This window comes from Paenibacillus sp. WG02, assembly GCF_055396115.1.
In genome coordinates this window covers 359,941-377,509 of record NZ_AP036016.1, presented here as the reverse complement: position 1 = coordinate 377,509, position 17,569 = coordinate 359,941, and the positions used below count along the sequence as shown (strand labels likewise).

20 protein-coding genes are annotated in these 17,569 nt (G+C 39.3%); 6 read left to right on the top strand and 14 right to left on the bottom strand.

Features of this window, described 5'->3' with window-relative positions; translation table 11 throughout:
* Window positions 1-190 precede the first annotated feature (190 nt).
* Window positions 191-997, top strand: coding sequence for a hypothetical protein (locus ACBP55_RS01745; RefSeq protein WP_464649291.1), 807 nt, complete (start codon window positions 191-193; stop codon window positions 995-997).
* A 153-nt stretch (window positions 998-1,150) separates the two neighbouring features.
* Here the strand turns inward: ACBP55_RS01745 and ACBP55_RS01740 are convergent, their stop codons facing one another.
* The 6 genes from ACBP55_RS01740 to ACBP55_RS01715 all read right to left on the bottom strand — a co-directional run bounded on the left by ACBP55_RS01740 (window position 1,151) and on the right by ACBP55_RS01715 (window position 4,646).
* On the bottom strand, window positions 1,151-1,693 hold the full coding sequence (locus tag ACBP55_RS01740; RefSeq protein ID WP_464649290.1) for a DUF3231 family protein: 543 nt from the start codon (window positions 1,691-1,693) through the stop codon (window positions 1,151-1,153).
* Between the two features lie 144 nt (window positions 1,694-1,837).
* Complete coding sequence (locus ACBP55_RS01735; RefSeq protein WP_029196998.1) at window positions 1,838-2,773, bottom strand: DMT family transporter; 936 nt, start codon at window positions 2,771-2,773, stop codon at window positions 1,838-1,840.
* A gap of 112 nt (window positions 2,774-2,885) precedes the next feature.
* Window positions 2,886-3,065, bottom strand: a complete 180-nt coding sequence (locus tag ACBP55_RS01730; protein ID WP_464649287.1) for a hypothetical protein — start codon at window positions 3,063-3,065, stop codon at window positions 2,886-2,888.
* A gap of 247 nt (window positions 3,066-3,312) precedes the next feature.
* Window positions 3,313-3,735 carry a DUF6526 family protein gene (locus ACBP55_RS01725; RefSeq protein ID WP_464649285.1) on the bottom strand — a complete coding sequence of 141 codons (423 nt, stop codon included), beginning with the start codon at window positions 3,733-3,735 and terminating at the stop codon, window positions 3,313-3,315.
* Between the two features lie 24 nt (window positions 3,736-3,759).
* Window positions 3,760-4,224 carry an SRPBCC family protein gene (locus tag ACBP55_RS01720; protein ID WP_464649283.1) on the bottom strand — a complete coding sequence of 155 codons (465 nt, stop codon included), beginning with the start codon at window positions 4,222-4,224 and terminating at the stop codon, window positions 3,760-3,762.
* Between the two features lie 14 nt (window positions 4,225-4,238).
* Window positions 4,239-4,646 carry an ArsR/SmtB family transcription factor gene (locus tag ACBP55_RS01715; protein WP_464649281.1) on the bottom strand — a complete coding sequence of 136 codons (408 nt, stop codon included), beginning with the start codon at window positions 4,644-4,646 and terminating at the stop codon, window positions 4,239-4,241.
* A 148-nt stretch (window positions 4,647-4,794) separates the two neighbouring features.
* Between ACBP55_RS01715 and ACBP55_RS01710 the strand changes: the two genes are divergently transcribed.
* Both ACBP55_RS01710 and ACBP55_RS01705 read left to right on the top strand, forming a co-directional pair.
* The gene (locus tag ACBP55_RS01710; RefSeq protein WP_464649279.1) at window positions 4,795-5,445 is read left to right on the top strand and encodes a transmembrane-type terpene cyclase; all 651 of its coding nucleotides are present in this window, start codon (window positions 4,795-4,797) and stop codon (window positions 5,443-5,445) included.
* Between the two features lie 144 nt (window positions 5,446-5,589).
* Complete coding sequence (locus ACBP55_RS01705) at window positions 5,590-5,763, top strand: hypothetical protein (RefSeq protein ID WP_154669612.1); 174 nt, start codon at window positions 5,590-5,592, stop codon at window positions 5,761-5,763.
* Between the two features lie 101 nt (window positions 5,764-5,864).
* Here the strand turns inward: ACBP55_RS01705 and ACBP55_RS01700 are convergent, their stop codons facing one another.
* A complete protein-coding gene (locus ACBP55_RS01700; RefSeq protein ID WP_464649277.1) occupies window positions 5,865-6,509 on the bottom strand; it encodes a GGDEF domain-containing protein in 645 nt (214 codons plus the stop codon).
* Between the two features lie 237 nt (window positions 6,510-6,746).
* Here ACBP55_RS01700 and ACBP55_RS01695 point away from each other — a divergent pair, with 237 nt between their 5' ends.
* Both ACBP55_RS01695 and ACBP55_RS01690 read left to right on the top strand, forming a co-directional pair.
* The gene (locus ACBP55_RS01695) at window positions 6,747-7,898 is read left to right on the top strand and encodes a glycosyltransferase (protein WP_464649275.1); all 1,152 of its coding nucleotides are present in this window, start codon (window positions 6,747-6,749) and stop codon (window positions 7,896-7,898) included.
* A gap of 54 nt (window positions 7,899-7,952) precedes the next feature.
* On the top strand, window positions 7,953-8,597 hold the full coding sequence (locus ACBP55_RS01690) for an SGNH/GDSL hydrolase family protein (RefSeq protein ID WP_464649273.1): 645 nt from the start codon (window positions 7,953-7,955) through the stop codon (window positions 8,595-8,597).
* Window positions 8,598-9,395: 798 nt separating this feature from the next.
* On the opposite strand, the gene ACBP55_RS01685 is transcribed toward ACBP55_RS01690, so the two are convergent.
* The 6 genes from ACBP55_RS01685 to ACBP55_RS01660 form a co-directional block, all read right to left on the bottom strand.
* Window positions 9,396-9,503 carry an IS3 family transposase gene (locus ACBP55_RS01685; RefSeq protein ID WP_464649271.1) on the bottom strand — a complete coding sequence of 36 codons (108 nt, stop codon included), beginning with the start codon at window positions 9,501-9,503 and terminating at the stop codon, window positions 9,396-9,398.
* A 95-nt stretch (window positions 9,504-9,598) separates the two neighbouring features.
* The gene (locus ACBP55_RS01680) at window positions 9,599-10,777 is read right to left on the bottom strand and encodes a phospholipase D family protein (RefSeq protein ID WP_464649269.1); all 1,179 of its coding nucleotides are present in this window, start codon (window positions 10,775-10,777) and stop codon (window positions 9,599-9,601) included.
* Between the two features lie 1,098 nt (window positions 10,778-11,875).
* Entirely contained in the window at window positions 11,876-12,718 is an 843-nt protein-coding gene (locus tag ACBP55_RS01675) for a hypothetical protein (protein ID WP_464649267.1), read from the bottom strand.
* Window positions 12,711-13,532 (bottom strand): hypothetical protein, encoded by an 822-nt coding sequence (locus ACBP55_RS01670; RefSeq protein ID WP_464649265.1) that lies wholly within the window; start codon window positions 13,530-13,532, stop codon window positions 12,711-12,713. The genes ACBP55_RS01675 and ACBP55_RS01670 overlap by 8 nt, the downstream gene beginning before the upstream one ends.
* Window positions 13,533-13,596: 64 nt before the next feature.
* A complete protein-coding gene (locus ACBP55_RS01665; protein ID WP_464649263.1) occupies window positions 13,597-13,968 on the bottom strand; it encodes a helix-turn-helix domain-containing protein in 372 nt (123 codons plus the stop codon).
* A 626-nt stretch (window positions 13,969-14,594) separates the two neighbouring features.
* On the bottom strand, window positions 14,595-15,116 hold the full coding sequence (locus ACBP55_RS01660) for an AAA family ATPase (RefSeq protein ID WP_464653202.1): 522 nt from the start codon (window positions 15,114-15,116) through the stop codon (window positions 14,595-14,597).
* Between the two features lie 567 nt (window positions 15,117-15,683).
* Between ACBP55_RS01660 and ACBP55_RS01655 the strand changes: the two genes are divergently transcribed.
* Window positions 15,684-16,256 carry a recombinase family protein gene (locus ACBP55_RS01655; RefSeq protein WP_464649261.1) on the top strand — a complete coding sequence of 191 codons (573 nt, stop codon included), beginning with the start codon at window positions 15,684-15,686 and terminating at the stop codon, window positions 16,254-16,256.
* Between the two features lie 284 nt (window positions 16,257-16,540).
* On the opposite strand, the gene ACBP55_RS01650 is transcribed toward ACBP55_RS01655, so the two are convergent.
* Window positions 16,541-17,440 (bottom strand): DUF6994 family protein, encoded by a 900-nt coding sequence (locus ACBP55_RS01650; RefSeq protein ID WP_464649259.1) that lies wholly within the window; start codon window positions 17,438-17,440, stop codon window positions 16,541-16,543.
* Between the last annotated feature and the right edge of the window lie 129 nt (window positions 17,441-17,569).

Here is a 17,569-nt window from a genome sequence, read left to right as displayed (position 1 = left end):
CATGTATCACTCGGTGCAAATTTGGTGTTCTTATTGACACCTGCCACGGCGGCTTGGTATAGTACTCCTATCATATTCATGTGAAATACTTACGACGGAAGCACCCGTAAGAGAAGGCCGATGGCCTTTCTTGCAGGTGCTTTTTTTGTTGTATTCACATCCCATTTTCAAACTTGAAGGAGGTTTTCTATTGAAAAATTTCACTGCTTTGCTCACCGCTTTAGCCCTCGCCTCAGCTATTCCAGCAGAATTGGCATCAGCCGCTTCGATCGAAATCACAACCACGATTCAAGCCTCTCTCGACAAAACGATTGCCGGCGCACCTCAAACACAAGCGAATAAAATCAGTTCACTTTACAGCGAGTTCCTTACTCTTCAGAAGCAAGAACAGGACTGGGACGCCAAGATCAACACCCTGCATAGCAGAAATAAGGATACATCGACTGAGCTGGGCAAGCAGGCCAAAGATATCGATTCCGCCAAATTGGCGAAATTGGAGGAGGAGATCACGCGAACGAGAGCTCGGCATCAACCATTATTATCTCAATATACCGCGCTAAACAAACAAATCGAAGCCGCCCGATTGCTGAACAGCAAAAGCTTGAACGCAATGCTAAGAATCCAAGCTGCTGCTATGAGAATCCCCGTACAACTAGCTCGGTTCGACATCAGCGCCAAAGTAAAAGCTTCCCAAGCCGCTAAAGACAAAGCATCCAAGGCAACGAAGAAAATTCGCAGCAGCCTGAATGATATAGACCCCATAAATGTTCAGATTAAAGCTAAGCAAGGTGCTATCAAAACGGTTCAAACCAGCCTCTCCCCGATATGGAGCGCTTTTAAACAAGGCGCAAAAAAAGAAGATACCAATGCCGTTCAAGGCTCACTCACCTCCATGATTTCCCTATCCCGTCAAATGAATGCAGAAAAAGAAAGCACTTTTAAGCTTGAAACGAAGATAAGTGAAGCACTTGCAGGGATTAAGGCTCAAATGCCGTAGGATTTAAGAGCAACACAAAAATTTTAGCCCATCATCGTTCATAAACTTTTCACGCTTCACTAACATACAAATCAAAAAGCACCCTCTCAGGTGCTTTTTGTGCGAGCTAACAAAGTTCCGATTTTACGTTTCCTTAACTTAACTTAACCTAACCTAACTTACATGACTTCCGATTTGAAATAGGGGGGGTGTTCTTAACCATCCTTTTCTCATCAATAAATCTTTTAACGTTATCGAATATGTAAACTTCTTTATCTGAAATTTGGCAAACATTGCTGCAACATCCGGCCGTACGGACTCTGTCATGCCCCGACAAGCATAATTTATGCCCAGTACAATATTGAAGGTGTGTAGACTCGCTATCTCCTCATCAGACAGTTTGGAGCCCTCCGGAATATTCCGAAAATCGCCAATCGGTTTATCCGGCGATGCCTCGGGCAGAGGGACGCCTTCTGCTTTTAAAAACTCTGTTAACTCTGCAAATATGGGACCATGAACATCGTTAATGACCTCTTTCAACTTTTCCTTAAGTTCAAGATCCTCAACAATATTATAAGATACCTGTTCGCCGCGCATGGTTTGTTCCGTTGCAGTCAAATAAAACCACAGATTCATGACTTCTCCGACGTTTAAAGGCGGCTTTTCACCATCTAGAAAGGGCTTAACCGCATCACTGATTACTTCCATGATATTCATGTTCGCAGCTCCTTTTTGCTAATTAGAGTTCCCATCTGCTTGGTTTTTATTTCAAAAATTTACTCCCATGGGTACTCCGTTACCAAATAGTCAGCGAACTTCTTGCTTTCCTCTCGGCGGTACTCCCCTCGCTTTCGCTTGGGTCTAGATTTCAACAGATTTTCCACCTACAGAAGAAAGCCTGCTCTCTCTTTTCTTTAAAGTCCCTATCACAATACCAACCGTAGTAAGAATAAAGGCCACAACGTGAATCCAACCGATTTTTTCATCCAAAAAAATAATTCCCCCAACCATACTGGCAAAAGGCAGCCCGTTCAGAAACATAGCTGTTTTGTTGGCACCTAGAAATTTAATGCCATGATTCCACCCTAGTGTACCTAGAGAAGATGCTCCCCAAGCTGACATCAACATAACAGCCCAAGCCGTGGCTGGCAAATGAATCTGAGTATATGACGAAGGGCCAAAGAAGGTCACTGTTCCCAGATTTAAAAGAACTCCCCCAATTAGTGTGGAATAGGCAGTGACGACTAAAGTTGGGATGGACGTTGTCGACAACTTCTTGATGAACAATGCGCCAACAACATAACCCAACATGGATAGAAGCATAATGAGATCTCCCCATCCAGATAAACCAACCGAACTATCAGCCGATTTGGAGGTTACGACCAGAACGACCCCTGAGAATCCAAACAGAATGCCAAGGCCTAATCTCATACTGAATTTTTCCCCAATAAAAATGGATGCAAGCAGAGCGGTAGTTAGCGGATTTAATCCTAGTATCAGTGATGCATTCGTAGCTGTAGTCGTTACAACCCCATAAGCTAAAAACAACTGATGAAAGAAGATCGACGTTAGCCCTATCAGAAAAAGAAGTCCCCACTGCTTTGCATTAGGTTTATAGAATCCAAACTTTTTAAATACAAACGGAAGCAACACAATTCCAGCAAGCGGCATCCTAATTGCGGCTACAAGCATGGGTGAAATAAACTGTGTAAGATATTTCACCATTACAATATTTAAGCCCCACGAAATGACCACCATAGCTAGGATGAAATAAATGGTTTTCTCAGACTTTACCAAGTTGATACACTCCTACTCTCTATCGATTATTGACTAATCTTATCTTGTTACACCACAAAAAGACACCTAAAACGGTGTCTTCTAGTACCTATCAACTTATTACATATAGAAACTATACTTGTTTCCTACTAGCGTGCAACTCATAGTTACTTCTATGAAACTTTTTAACCATATCTTTAAAACAGTTATTTTCTTGTTCACTCAAACCAAACTGATTATCCTTAATAATCAGATTTCCAATGATACGTCTCAAAATTTCGCTCCTGCGTCCTAACATCTCTGTATGATTCACTCCAGCCAACTCCTTACTTATTTTCATTCGTATCAGTCCTATTAATTATAACAAATAGCATTTTGAGTGAAAAACCGTCTATGGATACCTAATGCTAAATATTCCGCCCTAAGAATGGATTAGACCTAGCCGAGGCTATGTATTCGAAAACATCCTGCCTTATCCTCCCAATTAAGTCCCTCAGATAGTAAAAGACACCCTCTCGGGTGTCTTCATTTTGAATGTTTTGATCAGAGTTATGAGCCCCTTACACTCTATCAGTATCGCCTTTCCAATTCTTAATCCCTTTTTTAATATCATCTGAGCTTAAATTTTGCGATGCTGCCTTCTGGCATAACTCAAGAAACTCAGCATCGCTAGCAAAACGCAAGGCAGCAATTTGACCAAAAGTTAACCGAGAATCAAGCAATTTTCCTGTCATTACGTAATACCTGAGGTTCTGCTCCGCTTTAATGGCTCTGTCTTGTGCTTTTAACGGATAAGATCTCATTAAGAAGAAACTTACTGTTATATAGACGAAGATGAGCAAGATAACAATGGAGGAGAGGCTTAGTCCTTCTCTAATTAATAGAGCGGCAACTCCTACCAATATAGCTAGCAAGAGTAAGGGCAAAAAATAATGGTAAATCGGGTGGAATCTGCGATGATTTTTATAATTTTGACTAGTCAATGAAATAACCTCCAAATTGATTTATTAGACATGCTGCTCCAAATATTTCTTTAAGTTGCCTTCTAATGAACTGCTCCAACCATTGGTATGATTCTCTGCTTCTTCCTTTGTAGAGAAGTTCTCATGCGTAACTACAAGTTCAGTTCCTGTACCCTGCTGGATAAATTCGATGGTAACCACCGTATCCTCTTGTTCCTTGCCAGTGCCTTCATGCTCCCATTTCCAAGTAAAAACTAGCTTCTCATTAGGGATAATCGCCATATATTTGCCACCAATAATATGATTTGCTCCATTGGGAGCTTGCATAATGAATCGGTAACTTCCCCCTTCAACAACATCCATTCGATCAATGGTCGTGGTAAAGCCTTCTGGTCCCCACCATTGTTTCAGCAGTTCTTGTTTCGTCCATGCTTGAAATACTCTATCTTTGCTGGCCTTGTAGGTATGATTGAGCCCAAGTGTAAATTTGCCTGCTTCCATATGAATCATGTTTATTAACTCCTTTAGTCATTGTTTGTATTTTGGTCCAAAAAGTGTTCAAGTCTCGATAGTTGTGAAGTCCAGAATTGCCGTAAATCCGTTAGCCATTGATTTGCACAGTCAATTGATGCTGGATTTAAATAGTAATAGCGATACCTCCCTTCTTTCCGCACAGAAACCAAACCAGCCTTTTCCAGAACCTTTAGATGCTTGGACACCGCAGGTAATGACATTTTAAAAGGCTCAGCTAATTTCATAACCGTCATCTCGCCTTTGGCTAACCGCATAATCATCTCTCGTCTCGTAGGATCAGAAAGAACTGAAAAAACATCATTTAAAATATCTTCATCGCGATACTTAACCATGTGGTTAAATATAATGTTTTCTATTTCTATTGTCAAGTCGAATGAAATAATAGCCAAACTTAACAAAACACCAGTTCCGCCCTCCAAAATAGTACTTTTATAATAAATAAACCCGCCTTTCGCTTGGAAAGTCGGGCATTTCACAGGCATAGACGAGCTAAATGAATCATATTTATCAAAGAGAATTCCCTGAAAGGATGCGAATTAATTACATATGGAACACCTTTTACCACTTCAAATAGAACGTATTCTACAATTTTGCATCGTCTTTTTTTGGACAATCGCTTATATATGGGTCATTTATAAAGGGTTCCGAGATCGAACCTGTGGAATGCCTATAGTCGCTCTATGTGCCAATATTACTTGGGAATTTCTCTTTTCCCTCGTCATGCCCTACCACCCGCTCCAGCAAATCGTAACCCTACTATGGTTTTTATTAGACTGTATCATCCTGTTTCAATTTTTCTATTACTCAAAAAGCCTATCTCCAAAATGGCCAATAAAACCTATAGTCCTCTCCTTACTTGTCATTGCTTTGCTGCTGCACTACGGAATGGCTATCGAATTTCATGATCCTGAGGGCAAGTATTCCGCATTTGGAATCAATCTCATGATGTCCATCCTATTTATAAGAATGCTGCTGAAACAAGATCTGTATGGCCAATCCATCTTCATCGCCTACTCTAAAATGGTGGGTTCCCTGTGCGCATCGATTTGGTGCTATTCCCTGAACCCGAACTCAATCTTGTTAAATATGCTGTACATTCTTATATTTATTCTAGACGTCGTTTACATCCTGTTGGTTTATAGCAAGTCAGTAAAGATCATACATAGATCCACAATAACTCATCGTTCCCTCTATTAAGGGGCTATATTCTTCAATGATTTTTCGTATACCCGATAGGTTCCTACGACTCTTTTGTAAACAAGTTATTTACTCAGTGATAATACTCCAATAACATATGTCCCCTACAATTGAGGTATCCTATTGTGGCGGAGGCATCGAAATATGAGAACAAAAATAATTCTTGCGTTTGCCTGTATGTTATCCCTATCTGCGTTAGGTGCCAAAGCATCAGAGAATCATATTGTTCGTCCGTACTCACCAGAACTTTATAGCTCAACCGAACAATTTGAATATGAATTTGAGTGGCAAAATGGTAAAATCATAGCCAATCCTTAATACATACGTTTGCGGCGACTTCTTATAGGCACCCTGTTGGGTGCTTTTTGCCGTTTTGCAGCAAATAGCAAAAAGAGACACTTTTACAGTGTCTCTTTTTGCTATGATAATTTTCTATCAGATTTCAAAGAATACATATCTTGATCCGCCGCATGAAGTAAATCATCTAATGTTTGCGCCTCATCGGGATACACAGCCCTTCCAATAGAAACGGAAATCTCTAATTTGAACTCTTGAGAGGCTGCCTTTAATTCGTCCTGAATACGACTAATCCTCATCTCTTTTTGGCGAGTATCCGAACAAGTGGAAAGGATCAAAAATTCATCCCCTGCCCAACGAGCAATTTTATCCTTTTTTTCTGAATGAAGCATTAATACATTTGCAATCCTGTGCAGTACCTGATCACCGATTTTATGCCCACAGGTGTCGTTGATTATTTTAAAATTATCCACGTCAATAAAATATAAAATCAACTTCTCCTGGTTTCTATCCACCGAAGCGACGAGCTTAGGAAAAGTATCCAGTATAAATCTCCTGTTATACAGTGTGGTCAGACTATCTTTTTCCGAAAGAAACTTTAATTTATCATACTGAGTGCCTAGCAGCCAGCTAGCAAACACAACAAAAATTCCAAATAAGGGAAATTGAAGAGAGGGATAGTTATAATAAAGATTGCCATATATTCTTATGGCCAAGATCAATATTATTACGAACGATATAATAACGATTCTTCCTGAATATTTCATCCTAATTCACCATTATTCAAATGTGTCTATAATAAAATTCGTTTTGCGACAAACAATTTTGCTAGCCTATGTAGCTCCTATAGTGACACACTTGCTCTATACATTTCAAGCAATAAATCTCAATATTTCGAACCCTAAAGGATGTTTGTCTATACCATGCTAATGTCATTGAATATATTGTTATTATTTTATTTGTAATTGAAGGGTTTTCTAAAAAAATGGTCGGGGGAGATCACATTGGCTATCCGCTACAGCATCATCATTCCTACCTTTAATAGAGCCCAGCAGCTTTTGCTCACGCTCGTTTCATTTGAAACACAAACATATCCGAAGCATCTATTCGAAGTGATTGTGGCTGATGACGGTTCTACAGACGGAACGAAGGCAATGGTCGAAGGCTTCCAAGCATCCTACCCCCTTATCTATGTATCCCATCAGGAACAACGCGGTCGATCTGCCGTTAGAAACTTGGGGCTGCGCCATGCGAAAGGGCTGTACGTCATCTTCTGCGATGCTGACTTTTTGGTTTTACCTGAATTTATTAACATTGTGAGCCGATATCACCGCAAATATCCCAAAGCCGTGCTTTCAGGCATTCCTCACTCGTGGGATGACGCTTATACCCATTATTACCCTGACTTTTCCCCGGAGGAAAAAGAACATTTTCGCAATAGACTTATACAGTCCAATTTATGGGATCCAGACTTTGAAGCAGCGAATGAAATTATTCCGCTAGTAACGCCAGAAGATATCCTTTATCAAACCGAAGCCTTGTCCAAATTGATTATCCCCACAAGAGTACCCCCAAACGTCAAAAAGCAATTAGCCAAAACAGATGTAGCTCCTTGGATGTTATTAGTTACTCGTTGTGTATCGATTAGACGCAGCCAATTGACTCGTATTGGAGGATTCAATGAACGGTTTATACTCTATGGACTCGAAGACTGGGACCTTGGTTACAGGTTGCATCAATTAAAAATCCCTTTTTATTCCATCAAAGAGGTTGTCGGATATCACCAGGAACATCCAAACTACTTCAGAGGAAATATTATCAATACGGAAAATTTGAAAATCATGTTTGAAACCTACGGATTCAATGACTCCTCGTTAAATTTATTCACACTATTACCTCCATCAGAGGATTTCGAGGCTTACAAAAATACCCTAAGGGTATTGCGCAAGGGAATCCGATCTAAGTTAACACGTTCGTCCGCACTGTTGTTGAAGAAAACACTAAAAATTTCAGCCAAACAGTTCTTCCAACCAAATAATACCCATGCACACAAAAAGTCATTACGATGGATCAAAAAGAAAACAAAGAATAGGAAAAGTCGAGTCGCTACCGTTTTACGAGAAATGCTGCTGAGGTCTGAAAAGCTGGTAAAGTAGTGTAACTCGGTTTCAACGTTGTATGCATGATTAAAAGGGGGTTGGTGATATCTTATGATCTATACAGCTCTTGGAGACTCCATTACATTTGGGGAAGATGCCTCCTCTTTGAGAAAGGCCTATACGCAATTGACTGTATCTACTTTAAATTCACGCTCCCGTAGGGTAACTGGGTATGTTTTGGCTCGGCCTGGTTGGAGCAGTTATGATCTGTTGGATGCAGTCATATGGGAAGGGGCCTCAATGATTAGACATTCTGCTGTTGTTTCTATATGGATTGGGGGCGTGGATTTAGCAAACGCAGCGCTGTTTTCACTTAGAAGCCAGCAACCATTAAATGCAAAACAAATTGCAACCAGCTATAAGCGAAATTTAAGTGCTATTCTATCTCAAATAAAAAATTGCAGCCATGCCCGAATTATTTGCTGTACGCAGTACAATCCATTTCCGAACAGTCCTCTTGCGATCGAGTCGATAGACCGATTAAATCAGTTAACGAACGAGCTCGCCCAAAGTTACGATGCAGCTATCGCTCCCGCTCATACTTGGTTTGAAGGAAAACAAGCAGATCTTATTTATGGATATCAAAAAGGAAAGATTGAAGATGCGTTAAGCGGATCTTTGCCCATCCATCCCAATGATCGGGGGCATCAAGTCATTGCAATGGGATTGGCTCCCTATCTTATTCCTCGCAGGTAGCTACCTCCTGGTGAGGGGAGTATTGAAATGTCCATTTAACTTGCTAACGAAGCATAGCATCAGACGACAACCTTAGCGGTACATTTCAATGCCGTGCTCCCTCCGCTTACGCTCCAGTCCGCGCGGACTGAACCCTGAAGGGGTTCTCCTCCCTGCTCGCACCACCATAAAAACAAAAGACACCCGAAAGGGTGTCCTTTGTTTTTGTATGGAGGTGAGGGGAGTCGAACCCCTGTTCTGACCTCTTTAGTTGGTTTTAAGTTATATTTTTCAGTGCCGCGGAGCCTTATTTCATGCGGGTTACGGGGCTCGGTCCGTGTTAATTGATGTTAGATAATTTTAGATAAAATTAACGCTATTTAAAGCTTTTGGCTACACTTTGACTACAAAAAAACGAGGGGATTCTGGGGTAAAGTATTCGAAAATTTATTTCAAATTATTTATTATTAGAATGTTTTTTGAATGTCTAACCCTTACATTCACCGTTTGGGGTACATATTATCCTGAATTGTGTTCTGTAGCAATCGGCTGAAATAACTTACAATGTTTCCGCACTCCACATGGCTTGAGTGGTGATCGCAGACACTTAAAGATGTAGTGGTGTTTACCTTATAAAAGTTATCTTTTAATCAGATTAGCTTTCCAATTCCTATCCGATAAAACCGTTTCACGTACAATACAGCGACTCGACCTAAAGCCGCGTACGGTCAAGAAATACATGGCCACGACAAACTCGAAGCATACCATGCCGGTAGCAGAGAATCTGCTTAATCAATCCTTCAAGGCAGAAAAGCCAAATCAAGTCTGGAGGACCAATATCACTACCTGAAGCCCTTGCTGTTTCAGGATCTGCCATATTTTCGGGCTGCCGTACAACTGCCTGGAATCGGCAAAGATTCTGCGCATCCTTACCTCAACCCTCATGCAAATTAGAATAAGCCTTTGATGCATAAATTAATATTACTAAAAGTGTCAGCGGCTAACTGCAAAAAAATAAAATGTTATCCCAAAGCAATATCTCCATATTTATTAAATCGCTTATTTAGCTCATCGATTAGGAAATCATACGCCTCTTGGGTTATTCGAATATGCGAACGTCTAAAATGCATACTCTGCAAAGTCCCTTGACTAACATTTTTCCGTTTCCGTAATGACGGGAAGGTTGCCTTACCTACGCTGTTATAGAGGTCGACTAATCGGACACCATTTTTAATCGGTGCATTTATAACCTTACCACCTGTAAATTCTACATAGTACGGAAAGCGATGTTTCCAAGGACTATCCTTTACCTCTCCATCGTCTGCTACATTACTGCGATTAAATCCGTCTGTAATTGCATAACCAACAATCATCGGGGTGGGTCTGCCTTGTTCATCGTAGCTGACTATTGTTAAGAACATAGTGTCATCCTTTTGGATTCCACCTGGTTGCCGAGGAAAATATGTAGTATTTAGATCCCGTTTCCTGACTCCTTTCATGTGCTTGTAATCATAGTCGCTAGGTATACGATCTTCTCCAGTCCCTTCAAATTTTAACCAGATTCCCGTAACATCCTCTGATGAATCCGAGTTTTCAAGTATGGACTCAAACAAATCGGGTTGAACAATTTTCTTTAGCGTTACGCCTTTTTTGAAAATATTCGAATACGTAATATCCTTTTTTCGTTGGTTAGCTGCCATCTGAGGGACGTGCTTTTTCTCTTCATCAATCCACGCTTGGGTGACAACCCCTTCATCACCAGCTGCCTGGATCTGCTCAAGTAAGTCATAAAAGTACTCATTTGCCTTTTCAGCTATCTCAGGCTCGTCATCCATCAAGACGCAGATTTCATGATTGGACATGAATCCACCTTTTGTAAAGTTGGCTGAACCAATGATCGTAGAGTTGGTATCGAATAAATAGAGCTTTGAGTGTAGATCAACCAGAGCATATATATTCGCCATAGCTTCTAGAAGACGCTCAAGTCCGTAAATACTACTGACTCGCTCAACAAAGTCTTCCCGGTAAAACCTTGTGATGACATTGCATTTCACAGTAGGATTTTTGATTAACCAGTCAGATAGGAATGTTGCGGTCTGTGTTCCAATAAAAGGGGAGATGATATTCAACTCATCTTCAGTCTCATTTAACAAGTCTTTGAAGCGATCCATTAAATCATTGGAAATCAAGCTTACAGGCATTAGTTATCCCTCCTGTGATTGCAATTTCAGGTTCAACCGGGAATTTAGCGGAATTACCCCTAATAGTAATATAATTATTCCATATGTATAACCGCCACTTTTCATCACTTGAATAATTGAGTGTTTTCGCAGTGGATATTAAATTACGTAGCTCCTTGAAATCAACAAAGTAAATTTTGTTTCCTTCCAACCTCACTACTAAGATTGCTATGTCAGCCTTATCTAGTAATTCCACTTGCTTTGTGGTTAGATCGAACCAACCATGTCCTTTTACATGAAGCTTCGACTCGGGACTGCATAAGACCAATTTCTTCCCATTGCTCACCCCATGAAACATGATTTTCTTCCGTGTTATACTAAATAGAGAGCATTTATACTTTTTCGTAACTATATCGATTACCGTCTGTATATCTGGATTTTGCAATCTCATAACCCCCATTGCTAAGATTTACCTTTATCCTAGCACAAAGGTGCGTAACCTGTACTTAGCAATTGATCGGTTAGATATCGTCAACAATTGTCAGCGGCTAAACAGTGGTTACACAAACAGTTTTAACTGCAAAAATTCGAAACTAAAACAACCTGTACAATAGTGAGAGAGTCGAACTACTTCTAACAAAGGAGATAAGATAAGGGGAGTAACTGTCAAATGCGAATCTTGTAGCAATACTGATCGGTATGATAGCGGTGAAATATATGCTCATCGGAGAATGGGCTGTGAACTGTTCAAGGTGTGGCGGACCAGTTTTCGTAATGAGAGTCGACAAAGTTGGGCTACCCCAGGGCAGCTTCACTAAGAAGCGTAGTGTTGAAGAAGCAACCTGCCCTTACTGTGAACTTTGTCCGTATTTTGGAGAAGGTGGTGTCGAAGGCTGTCCCCCATAAAACCTATTACTTGTAAACGATAAAAATACCTTTCCCCATTGATTAATAGTGAATATTACCCATACGTTTATTCTATAAAGATTAATTGAACCAGGCTATATCTTGTATTAGTATTAATGAGCTATTTTAAAATTTCCACAATAAACGAAAAACTCCCAATGATTTAGGGAGTCATTTGTAGACGTTGATCTGTATCTTTAGATTTATTAACGATCAATAGACAATCGTATAATTCTGGTGATTCTGGCACATATTAATAAATGATGCCGTATCTACAACGATATCATGAATTGTTGAACTCATATCTGCGTGATGTTCAACATAAATAGATGATCGTGGTGTTGGACGTAATGTACTTATTCGATTCGGATCAAGGATCCCGCTTTTTACTGCATTGAACATTGATACTTCGGTTGTAAGAAAAGAAATCGGAGGTGCTTTATGTATGTTGAGTTCTAATGGAGACTGATTAGCCACAGATAAAACTTTTTCTTTCAATCTAATGCTTCCTTTATCGCTTGAGGCAAGTGTTATGCTTGCAATGTTGCTCTGGAAGTGCGATAGAAGAGAGAAGGCGAGAGTAATAATAGATATTTCCCCCGCATTTTTTCTTGTTAATAATGTTCCTTTTTGTTGCATAGGAAAACCATTGTTGTAAAATTGAACAATCCAATCATCAGGATAATCATCAACCTGTAATTTCTTCATTGGACCAAAAAATCTATATGCTTCTTCCGCAGTGGAACAAGTAGCGAAGAGTTCCATCAATTTCTTATCTGAATGCTCGAGCATTGGCAGATAGTCATTAACTTCGTCGATGTATAGTTTAGTGGTCGGTATATCGTTTTTGACATAGGAATCTTTGCCTGTATGATGCGAATACTCCGCATATACCCAACCAGGTATTAAAATAAGATCGTATGGAGCAAAGATGTGTGTTGCTGGCATTAACATTTGATGCTGATAATAGAATTGCAAATTGTTTGAATCTAAGATTAAGATTTTTGAGTCTGTTTTACCTTGTAATAATCCCGCCAAGTCACGATAGCTACTCATCCATACGCCCCTTTAGTTCCTTTTGGATCGCTCTATATTTCGCCTCCCATCCTAAGATCAAGTTCAAGTTGTCACGATACAATTCAACATCTGGATACTGGCGGATCTCTTTTTCAATTGATTCCTTTATTGGATTCAAATTGGTGAGATAGGAAGGTTTAATAAGGGAATCGTCCAAGGAGTAATCTTGGAAAATCATTGACCACTGTTCCGTTGTCCAAGTCTTATCGAAGTATATTTTGATTTGATGTTGTAATGGTTCATTGTGATTCTTTTTCGCTATTTGATATAATTCAATTAATACTGCCTTGTAAGGTGCTTTGAATGATTTCATGCAGTGAGCAATCTTTACGATGAAATCAGACTCTTTAATTGAATTGTAATAGTCATACAAATCAGAATAGCCAAAGATCATTTGACTTGCAAAATAATCAGCCTTACGTTCATTCATATCGAAATCAGTCGTAATATCATAGCTGTCTTCAGCGTGCTGATGCAGTTCATCATCTTCTGTTAAGTGGTATATTTCATGCCAGTATATAAAATATTGATACAAGCGAGCCTGTGCAGTGTTAATGATAGGAACTTTTCTTCCATTTGAAAATTTTCGAATAGCACCGCCCCAATTGTTATCGGGAATAGGAATCTCAATTAGATTATGCTCTTTTAAAATTTCCAATGCTTGCTGTTCAATAGGAAGTGATTGCCACTTAATAAGTCTTTTTGTGATGAATGTAATGTGTTCTTGTACTTCTTTTGCGATCTGTTCATTAAGTTGAACAGTCTGATCTAAATTTTCACTTGTAATTCGCAATGTGTGCTAACACCTCACTTCATCTAAAGTAATGGCAATGTCGTCTTATCGAGGAATTTACGAGTCATTTTTTTAGATACATCGAATATACGTCGAGTATACTATCCAATCCAAACAAGGCTTCTTTAGCTAAATCACTTTTCTCAAGTTCATTGCCATGATCCGAATAAGCATAAGCCAGTGGTGGGGGAGTGACTGCGATAGGAACAGCGGTTATGAAATAATCTTCTGGCAAACCAAAGGTTTCGTTTATTTTTGCGATTTGAGTATTGTAAATAGTTTGGTTAGGGCTTTCTCCTTTTAGGATTAGATCGATAGTTGGACGAGAAATTTCCGTTAATTTTGACAAACTCAATTTTGAATAACCTTTAGCACGAATAAACGCAAGCAAGTTATTCGAAATCGTTTCTCGATAGTCATAAAAATTCAAACTCATTCTTGACACCTCTTTCCTACATTTATTTTAATTATAACTTTCCGAACGGCAATTGTAAAACTCATTTTTACAATGTGTAAAAATAACTTCATTTAGTATATGCAGTTTCCGCAAAAATATACATGGAATCCCGTTTTTTCTTATAAGTCCTATTATAATAAACACTCATGAGTTTTCACTAATTCATCGACCATTAATTTATCTGGATTTCTGAACTGCAAAAGAACCTCTATATTCAAAACAAATATGGCCGCCGCGGCGGCCATTTCAATGGAAAAAATGAAAGATAAATTAAAGATCCTTTATCCCCTCCCCTACATTTTTCCGAAATGTCTTCTTTTCTCCATTTATCTAAGTAAAATCATTTCATAACCAATAAATCGTCTAAACTCCTTTATCCTATAAAATTACCCGTTTCGCTGGAGCAGAACTTATGTCCCATACTTTTTCAACGGAAATTGAGCCGCGGGAACCCATGAATATATACCTGATTTCGCATGGCTCTATTTAGGTTTTCCCTGTCCTACTGCAAACATAGTTGAAAAACTGTAATTTGATGAGTTTGTCCTAAAGTGAATTATTTAGCATACTCGCAACTCTTCTTAGACTGGCATCATTGTTTGATCCTAACGGCTTGGAAATGACTCTAACAGTTTACGTTCGACTTCCGCACGAAAGAAGTTTAGTAAAATAAGTCTTCGAACACCGCTCCCCCGTTTATTTATGGGTATCTGATCATCACTTGTCAAAGATAGTTTGAACAGTCCTTCCCATTTCGGTTCTGATTTAAAACGAGGGGCTAGCTCACTCGCTAAGGCTGGATCCATTTGCCTCAATTTATCAAGTGTTCTTGAAGCGACGGCAAGCACCTGATTATGTACAGTTTCTTTTATCCGCAGCAAGTCTGCTTCATCTGTCCTAATAGCCTCACTTATTGCATACTTCATAGGATCCTGGACTTCAGAATCCTCGTCATTACTCGGACGATCAGCTTGAAATAGTGCATATTGAGGGAGGATCTTCACAATACTTTCCCATACAGCCTTAGCATTCTCTTCGTTTAAGGGAACCATCTGTTCTTCTAACTGTAAATTACCCACCTGATTTCTAATTGCTTGGCGAAGTGCCGGGTTAGAACGTTGATCAATATTGCCTAAATCTACCCCGAGTGTGATCGCGCACGACTTTTGAGTTCAGCATTCTTTAATTTTATCAGATCTTTTGTTTCAGCAGTTGAAGGATGAGAAGCGAATGAAGACACCATTTCTTTAGGGGTTTTCAAGTTACAATTGTACACCTTACGGATTTCAAGCCCACCATTTGAGGGGCTTTTGACAAAATGGGTTGAGGACAGTATCCTCAACCCATTTTGTTTTATTTATCGAGTTTTAGTCTGGTTCGAAAGGACTTCTCATTCCCACGCTATCGCTTTGATCATTCGTTTTATATTTAGGGCCAACGCTGAAAAAGAAGCGTTACGGGTGCCCCGTTTATAGGTTTTTCTTAGATTGTGAGATTGTTTCATGATTTCCACCAAATACTCCGAAAACGTATGGAATTCCGATATTCTTCGCTGACTTGCTCATGCTAGAAATTGCGTAGTAGCGCCAACGGAATCATAACTTAAAAGTATTGACACCGACTTACTAGCAACGTAGAATCAAGTCATTAGTCGGTGTCATAACTTAGTGTCATATTCGAAAGGGGAAACCATAGTGAATTATGGTTATGCGCGTGTATCTGGTTTAGGTCAGGACTTAGAATTGCAGATAGAGCAACTTAAGGCGGCTGGTGCTGAATCGCTATACAGTGAGAAAATAACAGGTACTCATAAAGATCGCCCTGAACTGCAACGCTTGCTTACAGATCTCAAACGCGGTGATACCCTCATGGTAACAAAGCTAGACCGTTTTGCTAGGTCAGCGGTGGACGGTATGACCATGGTCAAGGAGCTTCTGAGAAAGGGGGTACGTATTCGAATACTAAACATGGGGCTATTAGAAGATACGCCTATTGGAAGGGCTATGCTCGCTGTATTCGCAGCAATGGCTGAATTCGAGAGGGACATGATCGTAGAACGTACTCAAGAAGGCAAGGCTGTTGCCAAGCTTAAGGAAGGGTTCAAAGAGGGCAGACCTAAACTTTATACTATACATCGTCTTAACGATGCTATGGAGAAGTTGCTTCGTGGTGATTCTTACAACCAGGTTGCAGCCAGTACTGGTATAAGCAAGTCTACGTTAATTCGCGAGGTGAACAAAAGGAAGGCGATGGCGCTTTCTAAGTAACTTGTGACAATAAAATAAACAATAAATTTAGGAATCCTGACGACGTGACAGATGGGAATAATGACGAATGTATCAGAGACGAATAAACAAAGGCGCTTGTCATTAAACAGTTCATAATAAGATGTAAAAGCTGCAACAACACTCGGGATCAAAAAAATAAGAATGAATACAAATCTTGCGGCTACAGCATTATTCTGACCATAATATGTCAGACACCATATGTTCACATGAAAAAACCTCCGCCGCGTAATGGGGGAGGTTAATGGCATCCAATAGTATATCTTTTACATCTTAACTGTGTTCTCTTTAGCCATCCGGTGATATAAAGCATTTCTCTCTTCAATTGCATATAAATTATTCTCTATGTACTTACTATAAGCATTTTTCAATTGATTTGCATAATGTTTATCCTTAAATTCATCTAATTTCATAATATCTTTATTCCGCAGATGTATATTATTGCCCGGAAAAATAGTTTCATTCTTTGTCACCAATAAGATTTCATTGTTTTTTAAGTCAGACTTTGCTAGAGAAATAACCTGATAATCGGAACCACTTACAAAAGGATTTAGCTTCCAATAATCAATAAATGTAGTAAATGCAAACAAACCATCTTTGGAGATATTCCGAAAATTGGATAGCCATGTTTCCTCTTTTTCAAATACAGTTCTCAATCCTTTAATGAACCAGAATGAGTCTCCGACAAAATAATTCCTTAGCTCAGCAAGTGTCAAATCAATTCTATCATAAAGACTATTTCCGCCTCCACGAGCAGTATTAATTGTTCTTGAAGTACCATTTAAAGGCCAGATCATATGACCACCAATTGTCCTTGCTTTTTCAAGGTATTTTCCTATTAGGAAATCCTCTATTAGAACATACTTTGCCCATGCTCTAGATGGCCCTATGAAATCACTGCTATATCTTCTTCCATATTGGTCAACTAAATTCATCATTGTGGCGTGTTTTTCAAACTTTAGTGGCAGTTGATCTGTTAAAGTTCTCGCAAGTATTTCACTATTCCACAAGTTTTTTAAATCATCATATAGTTTTTTACTTACTGCATCAGGATCTTTATATGTATGACATCCTATTGTGTTTTCTTTTGAATTATACAATTCGGGGTTAAATTTCATACCAATGGAATCTGACAAATAACAATATTTCGTATCAATCTTACTCATTGTTTTTCTCCTCGTAGCCTTGATAAAATAAAATTCAGTGATCAACTCGCCTTAATAATTAACTTATGTACTTGACTCTTGCGAAACATTTTTCACTTCATGCCAAAAGGATAGACGGGTAGCGTGAAG

What these genes read in the sequence shown, in the direction of transcription:
- ACBP55_RS01680 (WP_464649269.1), bottom strand. Translation starts at nt 10,777, where the DNA reads ATGCCTGTAAGCTTGATTTCCAATGATTTAATGGATCGCTTCAAAGAC.
- ACBP55_RS01665 (WP_464649263.1), bottom strand. Translation starts at nt 13,968, where the DNA reads ATGAGTTTGAATTTTTATGACTATCGAGAAACGATTTCGAATAACTTG.
- ACBP55_RS01720 (WP_464649283.1), bottom strand. Translation starts at nt 4,224, where the DNA reads ATGATTCATATGGAAGCAGGCAAATTTACACTTGGGCTCAATCATACC.
- ACBP55_RS01650 (WP_464649259.1), bottom strand. Translation starts at nt 17,440, where the DNA reads ATGAGTAAGATTGATACGAAATATTGTTATTTGTCAGATTCCATTGGT.
- ACBP55_RS01685 (WP_464649271.1), bottom strand. Translation starts at nt 9,503, where the DNA reads ATGCGCAGAATCTTTGCCGATTCCAGGCAGTTGTACGGCAGCCCGAAA.
- ACBP55_RS01690 (WP_464649273.1), top strand. Translation starts at nt 7,953, where the DNA reads ATGATCTATACAGCTCTTGGAGACTCCATTACATTTGGGGAAGATGCC.
- ACBP55_RS01740 (WP_464649290.1), bottom strand. Translation starts at nt 1,693, where the DNA reads ATGAATATCATGGAAGTAATCAGTGATGCGGTTAAGCCCTTTCTAGAT.
- ACBP55_RS01705 (WP_154669612.1), top strand. Translation starts at nt 5,590, where the DNA reads ATGAGAACAAAAATAATTCTTGCGTTTGCCTGTATGTTATCCCTATCT.
- ACBP55_RS01700 (WP_464649277.1), bottom strand. Translation starts at nt 6,509, where the DNA reads ATGAAATATTCAGGAAGAATCGTTATTATATCGTTCGTAATAATATTG.
- ACBP55_RS01710 (WP_464649279.1), top strand. Translation starts at nt 4,795, where the DNA reads ATGGAACACCTTTTACCACTTCAAATAGAACGTATTCTACAATTTTGC.
- ACBP55_RS01675 (WP_464649267.1), bottom strand. Translation starts at nt 12,718, where the DNA reads ATGAGTAGCTATCGTGACTTGGCGGGATTATTACAAGGTAAAACAGAC.